Genomic DNA, 18,880 nt, shown 5'->3' with positions numbered 1-18,880 from the left:
GGACGATTTGCTGCGCCGCAACAATTATTGACCGGCAGCCACTCAACTCTTGTTGCGCCGCAAAATAGCCCGTTTAGTCTGGCCTTGTCCGAGCGTCCGGATGGAAACGAGGAGCCGAGCCTGCATGAAGAACGTCATCGTCGAGAACACGGTCTGCCTGAACACCGGAGACGCTGCGATCCTGCTCGCCGTCAGGCATATTCTGAAGTCGGCCTATGAGGGCGAGCTTTGGTTCCAGGTTTTCGACAGTCAGCCCGAGGCCGCCTCGCGGCTCTATCCGAAGCGGGACTATCCCGACATCGAAATCCGCAAGCTCCTCTCTGAATCGATCTTCAAATACCCCTACGACGACAACCGGCTGAAGAACCTCGCCAAGCCGATCTACAACAGGCTGGCGATGAGCGCATTGCGGCACTACGGCAAGAGCCGGGCGCTCGACGAGACCATGTTCGGCGCCGATGACCGCCGCAGTCTCGACATGTATCGCGAGGCCGATCTGGTCATCACCACCGGCGGCACCTACCTGGTCGAGAACTACAATCTGGAACGGCGTCTCAACCAGTTCCGGATCGATGGTCTGTTCGGCAAGGACCCGATATTCTTCACCCAGTCGCTCGGGCCGTTCGACAAGGACTACAACCGCCGCGAACTGAAGCCCGTGTTCGACCGCAGCCCGCTCATGCTGCTGCGCGACGAGCGTTCGCGTCAACATCTGCGCGGCCTGGTCGACGATCCCGGCAAATGCCATGTCGTGGCCGACTCGGTGTTCGCACTGGCCGACAGGAAACGGATCGAGGGTATCCTCTCGTCTGGGGAAGCGCCCGCGCCGACCGGCCGCGTCGGCATATCGGTTCGCCATTGGAACTACGTCAGCGACGGCGCCGGCGGCATGGGACGCTACATGGATTCCGTCCGTGAAGTCGCCACGAGGCTGGTACGCGATCACGGCAAGCAGGTGACCTTCGTGTCGACCTGCCAGGGCGTGCCGGAATACGCCCATGACGATTCCAAGACCGCACGCGCCATCGTCTCGGGGCTTGCTCCCGAAATCGCCGAGCATGTGACCGTCGATGCCACCTTCCATACGCCCGAACAGCTGATGGAACTGGTGAAGGGCTTCGACTTCGTGGTGGCGACCCGCATGCACATGATGATCATGTCGCTGTGCGTCGGCGTGCCGGTGCTGCCGATCGCCTACGAATTCAAGACCAGGGAACTGGCGAAGCGGGTCGGCGTGGCCGACCTACTGCTCGACATCGACACAATCACGCCCGAAGAGGCCTGCGGCAAGCTCGCAGCCTTTGTCGGGGGGCTCGACGCCTATCGGCGGGACACGCTCTCGGCAGTGCTCGAGGAGCACGCGTCGGCAATGTCGGCGGCGGATCTTCTCCGGCCCCTGCTTGCTGAGCCGTCAGCGGATGTTGCGGATGACAGTCTTCCAGGCCTCGGCAAGAGCGCGGCGCGACTGCGGCACGGTGAGCACGAAGATCAACGCCACCGCATAGCTTAGGATCGCCGCGGAAGCCGCAGCCACGATGTTGGACTGGGCGACCAGCGTTTGCGGCAGGTAGCCGTAGCCGACCCAGGCCACGGCCGCGGCCACGATGAGCAGCGCCTGGACCATCAGGAAGTCGACCGACGACACCGGCCCGACCCGCTGCATCAACACGGCAAGGACCGGCAGCCGCAGCACATAGCCGCTGATCGCATAGGCGGCTGCAACGCCGACCGCGCCCCATTTCAGGCCGACGACGAAGGCCAGCACCGTCGTCAGCGCCGAATAGATGCCCCACCGGAACATCGTCCTGGTCTTGCCTTGGCAGATGAAGATCCAGCCTGTCGTGCTGGACACGGGCTGCATGAGGCCGGCGATGCCAAGCCAGGCGAAGATCGGAGCTACCGGCAGCCAGCGTTCGCCGAAGAGGATCGACACGACCGGTTCGGCGGCGATGGTGAGCGCGGCGATGCCGGGAACGGTGATTGCGGCAAGCAGCCAGTTGGTCCTGAGGTAGAGGTCGCGGAAGCGCGGCTTGTCGTCCTGGATGCGACTGAGCAGCGGCACCATCAGCCTTGACAGCGGCTGGTTGATGTTCTGCAACGGAAACAGCAGCAGCTTGTAGGCGCGATCGTAGTAGCCGAGTTCGATCGGCCCCGAGAACTTGCCGATCAGGATGTTGTCGAGGTTGCGCGAGAAGAAGTTGACCAGGTTGAACCCTGTAAGGTTCGCCCCGAAGGACAGGATCTCGCGATCGACCTTCACGTCGGGCCTGCCAGGCTGCCACCGCGTCGCCCACCAGGCGCCGAGCAGGGTAACCAAGGTCCCGACTGCCGGCCCGATGACCAGCGACCAGTAACCGAGCCCGGCAAAAGCTGCCGCCACGGCCGCGATCAAGCTCATGACAGCGGTCACCACGTCGTTGACGGCCAACTGACCGAACTGCAGTTGGCGGTTCATCAGCGCAAGCGGGAGGGCGGCGAGGCTGCCGAACAGCAGCGGCAGGGCCGCAGCCAGCGTGATCCCGGTCATCCTCGCGTCGCCATAGAAGGCGGAAACCGCGGGCGCGAGGGCTGCCACGGCAGCTGTGCAGACGAGCCCGGCTACGGCACTGATCCAGAACACCCGGTTGAGCTGCACCTGGTCGATCTGCGGCCGCTGGATGACCGCCTGCTGCAGCCCGAGATTCTGGAACAATCCGACGAAGGCGACGATGGGGCCGACCGAAGCGACGAGGCCGAAATCCTCCGGCGCGAGCAGCCGCGCCAGGATGACCACCGACAGCAGCTGGATGACCATCTTGGCGGCCTGCGCGCCGGCAGTGAACACGCCGCCGCGCAACGCAATACGCCCAAGCGGTTGGGGCTCGGGGGTCATGCAGCTGCCCGCGTTTCGACCAGCCGAACCAGCGTGTCGGCGAACGCGTCGTTGAGTCGCGTGGAATTGAAGCCGTCTTCCACCGTCCGCCTCGCCGCCACGGCGAGCCCTTCGCAGGCCTCCGGATTGTCGGCGGCCCAGATCAGCTTCTCGGCGAGCGCCGCTACGTCGCGCTCGGGGGTCAGCAGGCCGCTGACGCCATCCTCGATCAGTTCGGGAATACCCGAATGGAAGGTGCTGACGACGGTCAGCCCTGCGGCCATGGCCTCCATCAGCGCCACCGGAATGCCTTCGAGGTCACCGTCGCCTGCCTTGACGCTGGGAAGCAGGAAGACATGCGCCTCGCCGAGCCGTCGCTGGACCTCCGCATGCGGGAGGGGTCCGAGGAAGTCGACCCGCGACGCGATCCCCAGCCTGGCTGCGAGTTCCTTCATGTCGCTGAGGAGTTCGCCCCCGCCGATGACGGTGTAGGTCCACTCCAAGTCCGGGCGCTGCGACCAGACATGCGACAGCGCGCGAAGCGCATATTCGATACCCTTCTTCTCGGTCAGGCGGCAGACCGAAATCAGTGCCAGCGCGTCGCCTCGCTCGGTCGGCCGGAACGCGATCTCCTCGGTCTTCACCCCCATGTGGTGCACGATGGCTGTCGCCGGGACGGCGCCGGCGCCGATCAGCGCGTCGCGGAAGAAGCCGTTGACCGGCATCTGCAACGTCCCCTGCTCGAACACCGTGCGGTAGCGCGACAGCGTGCCTTCATGCATGGGCGCGCCCACGTCATGGCCATGGAACACCGTCACCAGCGGCGCCGAGATGCGCCGCCGCTTCATGGCCCTCGCGACCCTGAGGCCGTTGTTGCCGAAATGAGCGACGATGACGTCATACTTCTTGAGCTTGCCGGCGAGAGCGACGTCGAGCGCGGTCGACGCCTTGTCCCACAGCCGGCCGGACCAGTTGCGCAAATGGGGACGCAGCGGCGCAAGCGGGCCCCACCACCTCGCCACGCCGGCGGGCAGGTTGCGCCAGCGAGCCTCGTCGACGTTTGGTTCCCGACCGAAGGTCGTCTGGTTGCAGACGACCCCGACCTCCATGCCCCGTTCGAGGCATCCCGATATCTGGTCGAGGACGAAAGTCTCGGAAAGGGAGGGGAACTTGTCGACTACGAAACAGACCTTCATCTCTCCGCGCCCTTGGAAATCCGTCGGCAAAACGGGAGCGCCTAGGCCGCGGCCCGGTCGAGGCGCTGCGCGGCGGCCTTCTCGAGCACGCCCATGAAGGTGGCGAATTGTGCGTCGGGCTCGAGCTGAGGGCGTCGGGAGAACTCGCGCGCCGCTTCGGACAGCCGCTCGTATTCGACCTGGTCGTCCCACAGCAGCCGCACCGCCGCGACCCAGAGGTCGAGCGGCGCATCGTAATCGAGCACGATGCCGCCGCTGCCGATGGCCTCGGGCAGTCCGCCGCGCCGCGAACCGACGACCGGGATGCCGCTGCAATGCGCCTCCGACGCCACGCGGCCCCAGGCCTCCTCCCACTTGCTCGGCGCAAGCAAGACCTTCGTGCGGCCATAGACCGTCTTCATGTCGTTGGTTCGGCTTTCGAGCCTGACATTGCCAAGCTGTGCGATCGTTTCCTCGATGCGCGCGCGGTGATCGTCGGACAGCTTCCAGCTCTCGACGAACAGGAAGGGAATGTCGCGGCAACGCTCCGCGATACTGACGGCAAGTTCGAACCCTTTCTCATTGTAAGGGTTGATCAGGGTGATGTACTGGCCGCTCGTCGGGGTGGCATAGAGCGCCGGATTGATGGTCGGCGGGATGACCGTCGATTCGATGCCGAACTTGTCCTTGTAGGTGCGGGCCGTGAACTCCGAATTGGCGATGTAGTGCGCCGAACGCAATTCCCTGAGATCGCCGGCGAGTTCGTGGAATTCGACGTTCCTCAGATAGACGACCAAGGGCACGCCTTGCGCCTCGAGCGCTTTGCCGATCGGCACCGACTTGTGGCACTGGACCACCGCGACGTCGGGCCCGAGCTTGTCCACGGCAAAATCCGCGGCCTCCCACGGGAACCAGGCACGCACGACAGGGTAGCCGGGGAAGCAGTCGATCACCGCGCGTTGCCCGAGCAGCTTCATCTTTGCCCGCGCCTTGAGGCCGAACATGCCATCGCCGAACAATGCGGCAAGCACGGAGGCTTCGTGGCCATGGGCACGCAGTTGCTCGACCAGGTGATGGGTGCTCGATTGCACCCCGCCGCTGAATTCGGGGGTGTAGCCGTTGCCGCCGGCAAACAGAACCTTCATGCGCTAGCTCCGGTTGGTTTCCTTACGCGGCCTGCCGGCCAATGCTGAAATATTGCAGGCCGTGGCGGGCCACGATCCTCGGATCGAACAGGTTGCGGCCATCGAAGATGACCGGCGTGGTGAGCGAGTTGCGGACGACGTCGAAGGCAGGCGCGCGGAAGTTCTTCCATTCCGTGGCGATCAGAAGGCCGTCGGCACCGCGCAGGGCCGCCTCCTTGGTGCCGCACAGGAGCAGGTCGTCGCGCTGGCCGTAGATCGACTGGCACTCCTGCATCGCCTCCGGATCGTAGGCCTGCACCTTGGCGCCAGCCTTCCACAGGGCCTCCATCAACGTACGCGAAGGCGCCTCGCGCATGTCGTCCGTATTCGGCTTGAAGGCCAGTCCCCAAAGCGCAAAGGTCTTGCCGGCGAGGTCGCCCTTGAAGAAGCTCAAGACCTTGTCGAACAGCACCGATTTCTGGGCGTTGTTGCGGTCTTCAACCGATTTCAGCAGCGTGGCGTCGAAGCCGACGTCCTCGGCCGTGCGGATCAGCGCGCGAACGTCCTTGGGGAAGCACGAGCCGCCGTAGCCCAGGCCCGGGTAGATGAAGTGGTAGCCGATGCGGGGATCGGAGCCGATGCCCTTGCGGACCTCCTCGACGTCGGCCCCCAGCAGTTCGGCAAGGTTCGCCATTTCGTTCATGAAGCTGATCTTGGTGGCCAGCATGCAGTTGGCCGCATACTTGGTGAACTCGGCCGATCGCACGTCCATCACGATCATCTTCTCGTGGTTGCGGTTGAACGGTGCGTAGAGCTCGCGCATCAGCATTTCCGACTCTTCGCTGCCGGTGCCGACGATGATGCGGTCTGGCTTCATGCAATCGGCGACTGCCGATCCTTCCTTGAGGAATTCGGGATTGGAGACGACGTCGAAGGTGAGGTCTTCGCGTCCGCGCACCGTCAGCGCCTGGGCGATCTTTGCCCTGACGCGGTCGGCGGTGCCGACCGGCACGGTTGACTTGCCGACGACGATCTTCGGCCCCTGCATCTCGCGGCCGATCGCCTCGGCGACCGAGAGCACGTATTTGAGGTCGGCGGCCCCGTCCTCGCCCTGTGGCGTGCCGACGGCGATCATCTGGATTTCGCCGTGGTTCACCGCTGCCGCAGCGTCGGTGGTGAAGACGATGCGGCCTTCTGCATGGTTTTCCCGCACGAGGGCCTCGAGCCCCGGCTCGAAGATCGGGATGAAGCCCTGGTTCAGCCGCTCGACCTTGGCCGCATCGATATCGACGCAAACCACGTCATGGCCGACTTCGGCGAGCACGGCCGCCTGCACGAGGCCGACATAGCCAATTCCAAAGACCGTCAATTTCATGAACTCAATCCCGTTGATGCTGGCCGGCCCAATGGCAGCCGGCCCCTTCGCTTCGCAGGTGGATCACTGCAGCTTGCAGGCCACCGATTCCTCAAATTGGCACGGTTCGCCCAGCGCCGTGAAGGCCAGGCGGTCCACCGACATGGTCACCACCCTGCCCGGATCGGTGAACGGTCCCATCCATTCGCCGAGGGTGTCGCTGCCCCACAGGCTGAAGAAGATCTTCTGCGCATTGCTCGGCAGCGGCGTCGCCCCTGTCGCCTCATGCACCAGTTGGCCGTCGACATACCAGCGCAGCCGCTCCTTCTCCCAGACGAAGGCATAGTCATGGAAGCCCTTGTCGGCGCCGCCCGGCACGTCGACCAGCTTCTCGTTGTAGGGTTTGCCGCCGACATAGGTATTGACCTGGACCTTGGAGGGATCCTTGGTCAGGACCTCGAAGTCGATCTCGTCGTGCGGCTGCTTGTCGACCGGGCCGATATAGGTGAAGAACGCCGCGTTGAGCCCGGACCCGGTATCCGTTTTCACCCGCGCTTCGTAGACGCCGTAGCTGAAGCGCTCCCTGGTCTGGACCTCTCCGCAGGAATATTGGCGTTCCTTGTAGGGCTTCTTCTCGAAGCTCAGATTCAGCGTCCCTCCGGAAACCTTGATCTGGCTCTTCGACCAGGTGCAGTTCTGGTGCTTGCCGTTGTTCCAGCCGTCGGAAACGAACCAGCGCGAGCCGCTGAGACTATCGAAATTGTCGACGAAGGACTTGCCGGTGGCATCCTGAGCCTGCGCGCCCGACGTTGCCGCCAGCATGCCGGCGAGTGTCGCACAAGCGGCAACTGCGCCAAAACGGCCGATCGGGAGGGGTTTGACACGTGCTTCCATTGCCAGTTCATCCTTGTCCTGCTTGCGCCTCCCGCCCGAGAATCGCATTCGAACTACAGGCCGAAGGGCTGATCCCTCGGCCAGCAAAAATCGCCTCCATCCTCCCTTGATGACTATGTCGCCTATGGCCGGCGCTATGCCTTTCCGCCGGCCGGTTTGGTCGTCGACTCCTCGTCGGTCTTGCGACCATCGACGACAAACGTGTCCACCAAATGACGAAGCCGGTCGATGAACGCCGCCTGGGCCTCAAGGGCATCGATGCGGCGGCGGCATCCCTTTATCGACTTGGTCATCTGGTCCATCTCCGCGATACGCTGCGGAGATGCCGCATCGTTGTCGACCGCTTCCGCCAGAAATGCGGCGTTGGCCGAAACGCTTTCATAGCGGTTTCTGATCCCGGCGCCTTCCGAGCCGATCTCGGCGGCCAGTCGCACCAGTAGCTGCGACAGCTGCACGAAGCGCGCCTCGTCGGTTTCCCGATCGCGGTCCGGGCTGCGGGTCTTGAAGCCGAAGATCGCGGCCATGCTAGGTACTCCGTGCCGATTCCGGGGGCATCATGAAGCTCCGGCATTGTTGCCGGCAAGCACCTTGCCAGGCAGGAGGTAGCGTTTGCGAAGCGCGCCTTCCGACCGGGAAGGCGCCAAGTATCGGCGCAGCGGCTCGAACTTGTCCATCGCCACGCCGCGCGCGACACCGAGAAAATTCGCGGGCGAGGCCAAGCCGAAGGCGAGCGCGGCGCCCGCACCTTTTGCAGTCTTCAGGTCGAGAAAATGCCGCAGGCGGTACTTGTCCCGGACATGGCGTTCATGGCGGTGCAGCCATGCCTTGGCTTCGGCGGCGATGCCGGGCACTGCCAGTAGCGACAGGTCCGCGTCCGCCAACCGCCGCAGGTCTTCGGTACGGTGCCGGCCGCTGAGCGAATCGCGCCGCACCACCGCGCCGTAGCCGCATGAGCGGATCAGTTTGAAACGGGCGCCGGAGAGCATCGCCCGGGCATATAGGGCGTAGTCCTCGCCCAGGCGCAGTGCCTCGTCATAGCCAAGGCCATGCCGTTCAAGGAAAGCGCGTCGCATCACCGGCTTCAGGAAACCGAGCTCGCCGCGCTGCGCGCCGCGACGCGAGATGTTGCCTGCGATGAACTGCGCGAAATCGAGGAAGCTGGGCTCGGCGGCGAAATGCTGCACGTCCCCCGAAAGGACCTCGCGTGCGGAACCGCCCTGGATGAAGACGATGTTGTCGGCAGCAAGATCCCAGTCCGCGCTGCCGACGAGGTTTCCGAACCGCCCCGGCAGGAAGAAATCGTCGGCGTCGAGGATGCTGATGAGCGGCGCCCGCGCACTGCGTATCGCCACGTTGCGGGCAAAGGACGGTCCACGATTGACGTCCAGGCGAAGCACCGTCAGCCGGCCGCTACCGTCGTCGGCACCGCGCGCGACGGCCTCCGTCGCGTCCGAAGAAGCGTCGTCGATCACCACCACCTCGGCCACCTCTGGCTCCCGCAGAGCCGAGGCGATCGCTGTAGCGATCGTGTCCGCCGCATTGCGTGCAGCAATGATGACGCAGACGCTGGTTCCGTTCACGCCGGCTACCTTTCCGTCATTTCCCGCCGCCGCAAGAGCTATATTGCAGGTGCGAACAAGGGAACCCCAACTTTTGTTACGGCGGTTCATCTTCGAGTTCGGAAAGCACTCGGCCTCCGCCCTCGTCGCGCCTTTCAAACACAGATATAGTTTATCGATGCCACCAGTTATCGGGGGTATCGCGAAGTCATCTTCGAGCGCCGATGCCCGCCTCAGCTACCAACGGTAGATTGCTAGCCAGGTGACGAACCCGTCAGTGCGAGCTGCCCTTGGGCGTGAGGTCGTCTCCCGGCACCACGGCGGCAGTGCCTGCGGCAGGCTTGCCCGCATCCTGGATCTGGGCAGACTTGGGCTCGCTACGCAGGACCATTGCGAGGACGGCCAGGAAGTATCCGACCTGAAGAATCACGGCGCAGATGACGCCGCGCAACAAAATCGTGCCCCAGCTGGCAGCATCCAGATAGGACCAAATCGACACGATGACGATCACGATCGCCATGCCCAGCACGAACTTTGGCAATGTCATGCCGCTGCCTGCACGGTCGGAGGCATCGGCCCTGAATCCATCACCATGTTACTTGCAACTCCCCTAGCCCCGGCAAGCTTCCGCCAGCCTGTGTGCGTCGCATATATTTACGCGTCAACGATCTGGCCGCCACTCGATCGCAAGAACGCCCCCCTACTATATTGGCCGCTCCATCTGCCAGCAAGCCAAACACCCTTTCGGCATGAGACCGAACAATGTTGCGGCGCACTATTGCCGTCCCGTCTTCTGAGACGACTCATCCTCCGAAGCCGGCCTCGGCGAGAAAAACCTTCACCTCTCGACCGCATCTCGTAACATTTTTTGTTCTTCTGTGATCAATCCAGACCGTCGTGCCAAATATCTCGTATATATTCTTAAAAAGCCATCGTGCCTGTCGCCATATAAGACGTTTCTTAAATGTTTTGTTATTGGCCACAAAACTGTCACATTGCGCATTATTTGTGCACGCCATGGTCAACATGCCGTTGTTGATCGGCGCTATTGTTTCAAACGCCAAGAAATCGTGTGTTGCGACGCAACATAACGTTGGTATCGTCGCCCGCGGCAATTCATCGGCCAACTGGAGTTGCAGCATGAGGGATACAGCCAAGTCGACCAGCTTGGACCTCCAATATATGGACGCGGAGACAGCACCTCCCCTGGGTGGTGCCATCAAACGCGCATTCGACATCGCCTGCGCCGCGGCTGCGATCATCATCCTCGGCCCGCTGTTCCTGCTGATAGCACTGCTGGTGAAGGTCTCGGACGGCGGGGCGGTCCTTTACGGCCACCGGCGCGTCGGGCGCGGCGGAAGCGTCTTCCACTGCCTGAAGTTCCGGACCATGGTGCCTGACGGCGATGCGGTGCTCGCCGCGCACTTCCGCGACAACCCCGACGCCAGGAGCGAATGGGAAGCGACCCGCAAGCTCAAGGACGACCCGCGCGTCACGCGGGTCGGAACGGTGCTGCGCAAGCTGAGCCTCGACGAGCTGCCGCAGATCATCAATATCCTGCTCGGCGACATGAGCATCGTCGGGCCGAGGCCCGTGGTGCGCGACGAACTCGAATATTACGGCAAGGCCGCCGTCTTCTACCTGAAGTCTCGGCCCGGCCTCACCGGCCTGTGGCAGGTCAGCGGCCGCAATGACGTGTCATACGACAGCCGCGTGGCGTTCGACCGCCACTATGTGGAGAACTGGTCCCTGGTCCAGGACATCCGCATCATCCTGAAGACGGTTCCGGCCGTCTGCCTGTCCCGCGGCAGCTACTGAGCCGCGGCGCTAGAAGTCGTGCCCTGGGTTGGGGGCTGGCACGGCATTCCCCACCCCGCCACGGTCCAGGCGACCGGGCAAAGGAACGGACGAACGACTTGATTTCGCACCACATCACCCGCCGCCGCTTCGCGGCGAAAGTCCCGGCTTGGCTCGGCGGCGTCCTCGCTGCAGCGCTGCTTGCCTCCCCTGCTCTCGCCGCGGAATACCTGCTTGGCAGTCAGGACAAGCTTACGATCCGCGTCGTCGAATGGCAGACGGTAGAGGGTGCGTTCCGTGACTGGTCCTCGGTCAGCGGCGACTACACGGTCGGGCCGACAGGCAACCTTTCGCTGCCGTTCGTCGGCGAAACGGCGGCCGCCGGCAAGACGACAGCCGACATCGCCGAGACCATCGGCAAGACGCTGCAGGAAAAATTCGGCCTTCCCGACCGGCCCGAGGCATCGGTCGAGGTGGCACAGTTCCGCCCGTTCTACATCTCCGGTGACATCCAGACGCCCGGCCAGTACGCCTACGCGCCGGACCTTACCGTACTCAAGGCGATCAGCATTGCCGGCGGCCTGCGCCGCGCCGCCGACGCCGGCGCCCGCATCGAGCGCGACGTCATCGCCGCCAGGGGCAGCTACGACGTGCTGACCGACGAGCAGCTGCGGCTGCTGGTGACAAAGGCGCGGATCGAAGCCGAGCTCGCCGGCAAGGCCGAGGTCTTCGCGCCCGAGGACATCGCGTCCAACCCTCTGGTGCCGGCGATGATCGCCGACGAAACGGCGATCATGACCGCCCGGCAGAAGAAGGTTTCGCTCAGGCTCGCGGCGCTCGACAACCTCAAGAAGCTGCTGCAGAGCGAGATCGAATCCCTCGGGCAGAAGTCGGAGACCCAGAAGCGCCAGGTCGAATTGGCCAAGAAGGAACTCAGTGGTATCGGGTCGCTCGCCCAGAAGGGCCTTGTCGTGAACACGCGCGTGCTTTCCACCGAGCGTTCCATTGCCGAGATGGAGGGCAAGATCCTCGACCTGGAAACGGCAGCGCTGCGCGCCAAGCAGGATATCAGCAAGGCGGAGCAGGACGCGATCGATCTCCGCAACGATACCGAGTCGGAGTTGGCGGTCGAGCGGCAGAAAGTGGTGGCGGAACTCAACGCCGTGACGCTCAAGGCGCGCATGCAGAAAGGCCTGATTTCCGAAGCGGTTGGCCTCGCGCCTGCCGCCGTGACGGCCGCAGGCGGCGAGCAGTCCATATCCTATGTGCTTGTCCGCAACGAGGGCGGCAAGGCAAAGGAGGTCACCGCGGCGGAGGACACCCCCGTCCTGCCGGGCGACGTGGTGAAGGTGCAGCGCGTCGACGTACCGGTGCGCTAGGCCAGCGCGATCGGCGCCCCAGATGCGCATCAGAAAATCATTCCTGATCCGGCCCGGCGACAACACGCTCTATGGGGCCCTTGCGGTCGCCGTGTCGCTGTTCGTCTTCGCCTACTCCTTCCGCCTCGGCCAGGTTTCGATTCTGGCCTATTACGCAGTGTGGCTGCCGCTGATCCTGGTCGACTACCGCTTCACGCTCGACAGACTGGTCCGCTCCCCGCAGTTGCTGGCATTTTCGCTCATCGCCTGCCTGTCCTACTTCTGGTCGGACGCGCCGGACGTGACCGCTCGCGCCGCGGTGCAATACCTGACGCATGTCGTCTGTGCGGTGATCGCCGCTCGCGTCATCGACGCACGCACGCTCGCCATCGGCGCGCTGGCGGGTATCGCGATCGTCCTCGTCTATTCGATCCTGTTCGGCGGGTCGGTCTACGATGCCCTGGACGGCACCTACAGCTTCGTCGGCGCCTTCGGCTCCAAGAACCAGCTCGGCTTCTACGCGTCGCTGGGCATCGTCTTCGGCTGTTACTTCGCGATCTTCCTGACACGCGGCCGCGCGGCCCGTCTCGGCGCACTCGGTGTTGTCGTGCTCTCGGCCGTGCTCCTGGTCATGTCGCAGTCGGCAACGTCGATGCTCGCCACGCCGGCGGTCGTAGCCATGATCGTCGCGCTGGCCGGGCTGGACGCCTTTTCGCCTACCCACCGCAAGGTCTTCTTCGCCGCCGGGACGGCGATAGGGCTGGCAGCAGCAATGGTCGCGCTGAATGCCGGTGCCGTCGACATGGTGCTTGGCGCCTTCGGCAAGGATTCGACCCTGACGGGCCGGACGTATCTTTGGCAGGAGGGCCTGAAGGCAGCGGCCTTCGCCCCCTATCTCGGCGTGGGCTACCAAGCCTACTGGGTGCAGGGTTTTTCGGAAGCCGAGCGGCTGTGGAGCGAATTTTACATCGCTTCGCGCACCGGCTTCCACTTCCACAACACCTATGTCGAAGCGCTGGTCGAACTCGGCTATGTCGGGGCGGCGGCAATCGTCCTGCCGCTGCTCGCGATCCTGCGCCTCTGCATCCAGCGGCTGCTCGGCGAGCGCGACCGGACGGAAGCGCTGCTGCAGACGGGGCTGCTCGCGCTGCTTGTGATCCGGTCCTTCTTCGAGGTCGACATCCTGCAGCCCTACGCCATCGGCTCGTTCCTTTTGTACTACTGCTGGGCCCGCGCCAAGGAATCCGCGGCGAGGCCGAGGATTCCGGCGGGCCGCGGCACGTCACGGGACGAAGCGACAACCAGAAAACTCTACGCCACGGGACGGTAAGGTCCCCCGAACCGGCATGAAAGCCGCCGGCCGAAATCCGGCAGTATTGCGCATTGATCCCGGGCATGGATTGAACGATAGTTTCCCAGCGTTGTTGAGGACCGCTGGACTATGCGTACACGGGTCGCCGACCAAATCAGGAAACGCAAGGCGGTCGCTGCGGCGCTCGACCGCCAGAAGGTGTTCATCAGTTCCAGACGGTTCCGCGGCGACGGCCAGCCCATTTCGCGGGTGCTGGTCTCCGGCCAGTATTATGATGTCGGCGACGACCTGCTCGAGCGTCTCATGGCGGGTGCAACGCCGAAAGACCTGGAGCTCGAGAGGGTTGCGGACGACACCACGGGTCCGCGTTAGTTCGGGCCATGGCGGCTGAAAAACTCCGCAGCTACCGGCAGAAACGGGATTTCTCGAAGACGAGCGAACCCCGCGGCCGCGCGGAAGCGACGCAAGGCAACCGTTTCGTCGTGCACAAGCATCACGCCACGGCCGATCACTATGATCTGCGCCTCGAACTCGACGGCGTGCTCAAAAGCTGGGCGGTGCCGCGCGGCCCCTCGCTCAACCCTGCCGACCGGCGACTCGCAGTCGAGACCGAGGATCATCCGCTCGAATACATCGACTTCGAAGGCCTGATCCCCGAGGGCGAGTATGGCGGCGGGCCGATGATCGTCTGGGACACTGGCACCTGGGCCCCCATGGAGGAGGCCCATCCGGCACTGGAAAAGGGCGCCTTCAAGTTCCGGCTGTGGGGCGAGAAGCTGAGGGGCGGCTGGATGCTCGCCCGGCTCAAGCCGCGGGCCGACGAGGAGAAGCGCAACTGGCTGCTGTTCAAGGAGCACGACCCGGCTGCCGATGCCGAACTCGATGTCCTCGCCTCAAGGCCGGAAAGCGTGAAGTCGGGCCGGCTGATCGAGGAGCTTGCCCCATCCCGCAAACCGCCGACGAAGCCAGAGGACCTGAAACCCGAAAAGCTCGCCGGCGCGGTCCGCTCGGCCATGCCCGTCCGCATCGAGCCGCAGCTCGCGACCGCAATCGAAAGTCCGGTCTCCAGCACGGACTGGCTGCACGAGATCAAGCTGGACGGCTACCGGACCATGGCGCATGTCGCCGACGGCGCGACCAGGCTGATCACCCGCAGCGGGCTGGACTGGACCAAGCGCTACGGCAAGCTGCCGATGGCCTTCCGCCGCCTGCCATGCAGCGAAGCCATCATCGACGGCGAGATCGTGGTCCTCGACGACCGCGGCATCAGCCGCTTCGCCGCTCTTCAGGACGCGCTCGCGAGCGGCCATGACAGGCAGCTGGTGTTCTATGCCTTCGATCTCCTCTATCTCAACGGCTGGGACCTGACGAAAGTCCAGCTCGACCAGCGCAAGACGCTTCTGGAAAGGCTGCTCGCCGGCCACGTCGATGCGCGCAGCGCCCTGCAATTCAGCGACCACGTCATCGGCGACGGCAAGGCACTCTATGACAGGGTCACTGAGATGGGGCTGGAGGGCATAGTCTCCAAGCGTCTGGCCGCCCAATATGTTTCCGGACGGACGCACAGCTGGACGAAGACCAAGGCGCTGCAGCGCGGCGACTTCGTCATCGCCGGCTACACGACATCCCAAGCGGCCGAGGGGCTGGCAGCGCTGGCGCTCGGGGAGTGGGTGGACGGCGAACTCCAATATCGCGGAAAGGTGGGAACCGGCTTCGACGCCGGGACGTTGGAAACCCTGCTGCACCGGCTCGAAGGTCTCCGCGAGGGCGCGGCGAAGCTCGACGGGGCGCCAAAGGAGGTCATTCCCGTGCGGCCAGTGCTTAACGCCCGCATCCACTATGCGAACCGCACCACGGACAACGCGTTGCGCCATGCCGTGTTCAAGGGGCTGCGCGAGGCGGAGCTCACCGCTTCGCCACAGGTCGAGCGCAAGCGGCTCATCACCGACGCGGACCTCGCGGGCATAACGATCACCAATCCGGAGCGTCGGATCCTCGGCAAGTCCGGGCCCACCAAGCTCGACATCGCCGTTTACTACGCGGCGGTCGGCGATTTCATGTTGCCGCACATCCTCGGCCGGCCGGTATCGCTGTTCCGTTGCCCGAGCGTGAGGCTGCAGGACTGCTTTTTCCAGCGCCACGCATTCTCCGGCATGCCGCCGACCATCGCCTCCTTCGACACCAAGAATTCAGACGACGAGACAAAGACCTACATATCGGTCGAGGATGCCAAGGCTTACCTGGCGCTCGCCCAGTTCGGCGTGGTCGAATTCCATGTCTGGGGCGCCCTGCGCAAACATCTCGACAAGCCGGACAGGATCGTCTTCGACCTCGACCCCGGCGAGGGCATCGCCTGGCGCGATGTGGTCGAGGCCGCCCTGCATGTGAGGGGCGAACTCGAAAAGCTCGGCCTCGTCTCCTTCGCCAAGACCTCGGGAGGCCGCGGCATCCATGTCGTGGCACCGCTCAAGCGCAAGCTCGGCTGGAAACAGGTACACCAGGCGACGAGCGCCATCTCTTCGCAGATCGCCGCCACCGCGCCCTCGACCTTCACCACGGTGATGGGCAAGGAGAACCGCAAGAAGCGCATCTTCATCGACTTCCATCGCAACGCCCGCAGTGCCACGGCGGCGGCGCCCTATTCGCTGCGGGCGCGGACCGGAATGCCGGCCTCGACGCCGCTGAGCTGGAGCGATCTCGAGTCCATCGACGCTCCGGAAGATTTGAACTATTCTTCGCTGCCGGGTCTTTTGGCCAAGTCCGGCGATCCCTGGGCAGATATCGCAGACCATGCCCGAGATGTTCCGGCCTCGGTCAGTGCCAGAAGTCAGTCTTGATCATGTAATCGCGTAGGAGACGAGCATGGCCCCCAGGGCGACTTGGAAAGGATACCTGAAGCTGAGCCTGGTGAGTTGCCCGGTTCGGCTATACCCCGCCGCCAGTTCGAGCGAGCGCATCAGCTTCAACCAGCTGCACAAGGACACCCACAACCGGATCAACATGAAACCCGTCGATCCGGAAATCGGGCTTGTCGACCGCTCCGACCTCGTCAAGGGCTATGAATACGAGGACAAGAAGTACGTCATCATCGAGGAAACAGACCTCGAAAGCGTGCGCATCGAGTCCAATCACACGATGAACATCGAGGCATTCGTCGACGAAGACGACGTCGACGTCATCTACCAGGACTCGCCCTACTATCTCGCACCCGACGGGGCGATGGCCGAAGAGACCTTCATCGTGCTGCGCGAGGCCATGCGCAAGTCCGGCAAGCTCGCCATCGCGAGGCTGGTGCTGTCGAGCCGCGAGAGGGTGGTGACCATCGGCTCGCGCGACAACGGCATGTTCGTCTGCACGCTGCGTAATCCGAGCGAGGTGCGGGGCACAGCCGAATATTTCGGCAACATTCCCGCCGGCAAGCCGGAGCCTGAAATGCTCCAGCTCGCCGAGGCGCTCATCAAGCAGAAGCTCACCAAATTCGATCCGAAGAACTACGAGGATCGCTACGAGATCGCCTTGATGAAGATGATCAAGGAGAAGCTGAAGGGCCACAAGCCGATCATCGCGGCAGCACCCGAGCGTGGCAACGTCATCAACCTGATGGACGCGCTGAAGGCGAGCCTCGGCCAGTCGAAGCCGCCGGCCAAGAGCAAGGCCAAGACCGAGGCGACCGAGAAACCGGCGGCGAAGCTGACCGCGGTCGCGGGCGGTAAATCGAAAGCCAAGAAGTGACGGCAGCCGCTGGCCAGGTCTTCGGGCTCGTCGGCGCGCTCGCCGCATTTCCGCGTCGCCTCGCCGCGCGCGAGGTCGAGCGGCAGGGCGGCGAATTGCAGCACGGCTCGACGCGGCGCACCACCCATGTCGTGTTCGGGCGGCGGTTGCTCGACAGGGCGAGCGAGGCCAAGCTCGAAACGCGCCTCGACATGCTGGCGGCGGGCGTGACGCCGCTCAGCGAAAACGGCTTCCTGCGCATGCTCGGGCTGCTCGGTGCGCCGGAACAGTCGGCGATGACCCGGCAGTCGCTGATCGAGCAGTCGAAGATCCCGCCGCGCGCGCTCGACATGCTTTCGCTGTTCGACGCCTTCGAGCACCAGGCCGAGCCCTACTCGTTTCGCGACCTGATCCTGGCGCGCAAATATACAGGGCTGCTCGCATCCGGCGCCGGCTGGAGCGCCATCGCGCGCTCTGTCCATCGTTCCGGTGCGGTCGCCTCGCTGACGGCTTTGTCGCTGCACGCGGATGGCCGGGACGCCATCTATGCCCGGCTCGGCGAAGGCCTGTCCGAGCTCGACGGGCAAGGACTTCTGCCGCTCGGCCGGGCGGAAGACGTCGAGGCAGACGAGTTGTTCGCCCTTGCCGAGGATGCCGAGGAGGACGGCCACTTCACCGAAGCGGCAGCGCTCTACGGCCGTTGCCTCGCGGCCGACCCGGTTGACAGCGTGGCCGCGTTCAACCGCGCCAACTGCCTGCGCGCCGACGGCCTGGAGGCGGAAGCCGCGCAGGGCTATATGCGGGCGATCAAGCTCGATCCCAGGTTCATCGAAGCCTGGTTCAACCTTGCGGGCCTGCTTGCAGCGCAAGGCAAGGCGGGTGCTGCCCGCCGCCACCTCCGCAAGGCGATTACGCTCGACCCCACTTATGCCGACGCGATGTTCAATCTCGCCAAGCTGGAATACGAGGCGGACAATCTGCTCGAAGCGCGCCGCTGGTGGTCGGCCTATCTTGAACTCGACGCCACCTCCGAATGGGCCCAGACCGCCGCCCGGGGCGTGCAGTATGCCGACCTTCATCTCAAGCAACGCACGGCAGGCTGAATGAGCACCGCATTCCTCTACGATGGCGCCGAGGATGCCCGAGCCACCATCCTGCTCGCACATGGCGCAGGCGCGCCGATGGACTCCGCTTCTATGGCCGCCGCCGCAAAGGCCCTGGCGGGCGCCGGTTTCCGCGTCGCCCGCTTTGAGTTCGGCTACATGGCGGCGCGGCGCACGGAGCGCGCGCGCAAGCCGCCGCCCCGCGCCGAAACTCTCAATCCCGAATACCGGGCGGTAGTGGAACAGCTCGGCGCCAAGGGCCCGCTAGTCATCGGCGGCAAGTCGATGGGCGGTCGTGTCGCCAGCATGGTCGCCGACGATCTTCTCGCGCAAGGCAAGATCGCCGGCCTGCTCTGCCTGGGATATCCGTTCCATCCGCCGGCGAAGCCGGAGCAACTCCGCACCAGGCATCTCGCCACGCTGCAGACGCCGACGCTCATCGTCCAGGGTACGCGCGACGAATTCGGTACGCGCGAGGAGGTAGAAGGCTACGCGCTCTCCGAGCGCATCGAGCTGCTCTGGCTGGAAGACGGCGACCACGACCTCAAGCCGCGCAAGACGATCTCCGGCTTCTCCGCCGCCGATCACCTCAAGACCATGGCCGAGAAGGTCGCGGCGTGGGCGGACGCCCTGTCGCGCTAG

At 64.4% G+C, this 18,880-nt stretch carries 17 protein-coding genes; 9 read left to right on the top strand and 8 right to left on the bottom strand.

Annotated features, from left to right (window positions below; translation table 11 throughout):
• The first annotated feature begins 124 nt into the window (after positions 1 to 124).
• Complete coding sequence (locus tag PV773_RS17505) at positions 125 to 1,510, top strand: polysaccharide pyruvyl transferase family protein (protein ID WP_347967587.1); 1,386 nt, start codon at positions 125 to 127, stop codon at positions 1,508 to 1,510.
• Here the strand turns inward: PV773_RS17505 and PV773_RS17500 are convergent.
• The 8 genes from PV773_RS17500 to PV773_RS17465 all read right to left on the bottom strand — a co-directional run bounded on the left by PV773_RS17500 (position 1,412) and on the right by PV773_RS17465 (position 9,504).
• On the bottom strand, positions 1,412 to 2,872 hold the full coding sequence (locus PV773_RS17500; RefSeq protein WP_347967586.1) for a lipopolysaccharide biosynthesis protein: 1,461 nt from the start codon (positions 2,870 to 2,872) through the stop codon (positions 1,412 to 1,414). The two genes, PV773_RS17505 and PV773_RS17500, sit on opposite strands and share 99 nt — an antisense overlap.
• Positions 2,869 to 4,047, bottom strand: a complete 1,179-nt coding sequence (locus PV773_RS17495) for a glycosyltransferase (RefSeq protein ID WP_347967585.1) — start codon at positions 4,045 to 4,047, stop codon at positions 2,869 to 2,871. Before PV773_RS17495 ends, PV773_RS17500 begins: the two co-directional genes overlap by 4 nt.
• A gap of 41 nt (positions 4,048 to 4,088) precedes the next feature.
• Complete coding sequence (locus PV773_RS17490) at positions 4,089 to 5,171, bottom strand: glycosyltransferase (protein WP_347967584.1); 1,083 nt, start codon at positions 5,169 to 5,171, stop codon at positions 4,089 to 4,091.
• 22 nt (positions 5,172 to 5,193) lie between these two features.
• Positions 5,194 to 6,525, bottom strand: coding sequence for a UDP-glucose/GDP-mannose dehydrogenase family protein (locus PV773_RS17485; RefSeq protein ID WP_347967583.1), 1,332 nt, complete (start codon positions 6,523 to 6,525; stop codon positions 5,194 to 5,196).
• 63 nt (positions 6,526 to 6,588) lie between these two features.
• The gene (locus PV773_RS17480) at positions 6,589 to 7,326 is read right to left on the bottom strand and encodes a glycoside hydrolase family 16 protein (RefSeq protein ID WP_347967602.1); all 738 of its coding nucleotides are present in this window, start codon (positions 7,324 to 7,326) and stop codon (positions 6,589 to 6,591) included.
• Between the two features lie 206 nt (positions 7,327 to 7,532).
• Positions 7,533 to 7,922: a hypothetical protein gene (locus PV773_RS17475; RefSeq protein WP_347967582.1), complete on the bottom strand. Its 390-nt coding sequence runs from the start codon at positions 7,920 to 7,922 to the stop codon at positions 7,533 to 7,535.
• A gap of 30 nt (positions 7,923 to 7,952) precedes the next feature.
• Positions 7,953 to 8,978 (bottom strand): glycosyltransferase family 2 protein, encoded by a 1,026-nt coding sequence (locus PV773_RS17470; RefSeq protein WP_347967581.1) that lies wholly within the window; start codon positions 8,976 to 8,978, stop codon positions 7,953 to 7,955.
• A 253-nt stretch (positions 8,979 to 9,231) separates the two neighbouring features.
• Positions 9,232 to 9,504, bottom strand: coding sequence for an exopolysaccharide production repressor protein (locus PV773_RS17465; protein ID WP_347967580.1), 273 nt, complete (start codon positions 9,502 to 9,504; stop codon positions 9,232 to 9,234).
• Positions 9,505 to 10,097: 593 nt separating this feature from the next.
• On the opposite strand from PV773_RS17465, the gene PV773_RS17460 reads away from it, so the two are divergent.
• The 8 genes from PV773_RS17460 (at position 10,098) to PV773_RS17425 (ending at position 18,880) form a co-directional block, all read left to right on the top strand.
• Positions 10,098 to 10,775: a sugar transferase gene (locus PV773_RS17460; protein ID WP_347967579.1), complete on the top strand. Its 678-nt coding sequence runs from the start codon at positions 10,098 to 10,100 to the stop codon at positions 10,773 to 10,775.
• 98 nt (positions 10,776 to 10,873) lie between these two features.
• Positions 10,874 to 12,133 carry a polysaccharide biosynthesis/export family protein gene (locus PV773_RS17455; protein WP_347967578.1) on the top strand — a complete coding sequence of 420 codons (1,260 nt, stop codon included), beginning with the start codon at positions 10,874 to 10,876 and terminating at the stop codon, positions 12,131 to 12,133.
• 22 nt (positions 12,134 to 12,155) lie between these two features.
• Positions 12,156 to 13,442 carry an O-antigen ligase gene (locus PV773_RS17450; protein ID WP_347967577.1) on the top strand — a complete coding sequence of 429 codons (1,287 nt, stop codon included), beginning with the start codon at positions 12,156 to 12,158 and terminating at the stop codon, positions 13,440 to 13,442.
• Between the two features lie 111 nt (positions 13,443 to 13,553).
• Positions 13,554 to 13,796: a hypothetical protein gene (locus PV773_RS17445; RefSeq protein WP_347967576.1), complete on the top strand. Its 243-nt coding sequence runs from the start codon at positions 13,554 to 13,556 to the stop codon at positions 13,794 to 13,796.
• Positions 13,797 to 13,804: 8 nt separating this feature from the next.
• Positions 13,805 to 16,261 (top strand): DNA ligase D, encoded by a 2,457-nt coding sequence (gene ligD / locus PV773_RS17440; RefSeq protein WP_347967575.1) that lies wholly within the window; start codon positions 13,805 to 13,807, stop codon positions 16,259 to 16,261.
• Between the two features lie 25 nt (positions 16,262 to 16,286).
• The gene (locus tag PV773_RS17435; protein WP_347967574.1) at positions 16,287 to 17,156 is read left to right on the top strand and encodes a Ku protein; all 870 of its coding nucleotides are present in this window, start codon (positions 16,287 to 16,289) and stop codon (positions 17,154 to 17,156) included.
• Entirely contained in the window at positions 17,153 to 18,238 is a 1,086-nt protein-coding gene (locus PV773_RS17430) for a tetratricopeptide repeat protein (RefSeq protein WP_347967573.1), read from the top strand. Before PV773_RS17435 ends, PV773_RS17430 begins: the two co-directional genes overlap by 4 nt.
• A complete protein-coding gene (locus PV773_RS17425) occupies positions 18,239 to 18,880 on the top strand; it encodes an alpha/beta family hydrolase (RefSeq protein ID WP_347967572.1) in 642 nt (213 codons plus the stop codon).

The sequence above is a fragment of the Mesorhizobium sp. CC13 genome (assembly GCF_039907765.1).
Taxonomy (GTDB): Bacteria; Pseudomonadota; Alphaproteobacteria; order Rhizobiales; family Rhizobiaceae; genus Aminobacter.
The sequence above is the reverse complement of the archived record's forward strand: the minus strand, read 5'-3'. Positions and strand labels throughout refer to the sequence as shown.

What these genes read in the sequence shown, in the direction of transcription:
- PV773_RS17505 (WP_347967587.1), top strand. Translation starts at nt 125, where the DNA reads ATGAAGAACGTCATCGTCGAGAACACGGTCTGCCTGAACACCGGAGAC.
- PV773_RS17500 (WP_347967586.1), bottom strand. Translation starts at nt 2,872, where the DNA reads ATGACCCCCGAGCCCCAACCGCTTGGGCGTATTGCGTTGCGCGGCGGC.
- PV773_RS17495 (WP_347967585.1), bottom strand. Translation starts at nt 4,047, where the DNA reads ATGAAGGTCTGTTTCGTAGTCGACAAGTTCCCCTCCCTTTCCGAGACT.
- PV773_RS17490 (WP_347967584.1), bottom strand. Translation starts at nt 5,171, where the DNA reads ATGAAGGTTCTGTTTGCCGGCGGCAACGGCTACACCCCCGAATTCAGC.
- PV773_RS17485 (WP_347967583.1), bottom strand. Translation starts at nt 6,525, where the DNA reads ATGAAATTGACGGTCTTTGGAATTGGCTATGTCGGCCTCGTGCAGGCG.
- PV773_RS17480 (WP_347967602.1), bottom strand. Translation starts at nt 7,326, where the DNA reads ATGCTGGCGGCAACGTCGGGCGCGCAGGCTCAGGATGCCACCGGCAAG.
- PV773_RS17475 (WP_347967582.1), bottom strand. Translation starts at nt 7,922, where the DNA reads ATGGCCGCGATCTTCGGCTTCAAGACCCGCAGCCCGGACCGCGATCGG.
- PV773_RS17465 (WP_347967580.1), bottom strand. Translation starts at nt 9,504, where the DNA reads ATGACATTGCCAAAGTTCGTGCTGGGCATGGCGATCGTGATCGTCATC.
- PV773_RS17460 (WP_347967579.1), top strand. Translation starts at nt 10,098, where the DNA reads ATGAGGGATACAGCCAAGTCGACCAGCTTGGACCTCCAATATATGGAC.
- PV773_RS17450 (WP_347967577.1), top strand. Translation starts at nt 12,156, where the DNA reads ATGCGCATCAGAAAATCATTCCTGATCCGGCCCGGCGACAACACGCTC.
- PV773_RS17445 (WP_347967576.1), top strand. Translation starts at nt 13,554, where the DNA reads ATGCGTACACGGGTCGCCGACCAAATCAGGAAACGCAAGGCGGTCGCT.
- ligD (WP_347967575.1), top strand. Translation starts at nt 13,805, where the DNA reads ATGGCGGCTGAAAAACTCCGCAGCTACCGGCAGAAACGGGATTTCTCG.
- PV773_RS17435 (WP_347967574.1), top strand. Translation starts at nt 16,287, where the DNA reads ATGGCCCCCAGGGCGACTTGGAAAGGATACCTGAAGCTGAGCCTGGTG.
- PV773_RS17425 (WP_347967572.1), top strand. Translation starts at nt 18,239, where the DNA reads ATGAGCACCGCATTCCTCTACGATGGCGCCGAGGATGCCCGAGCCACC.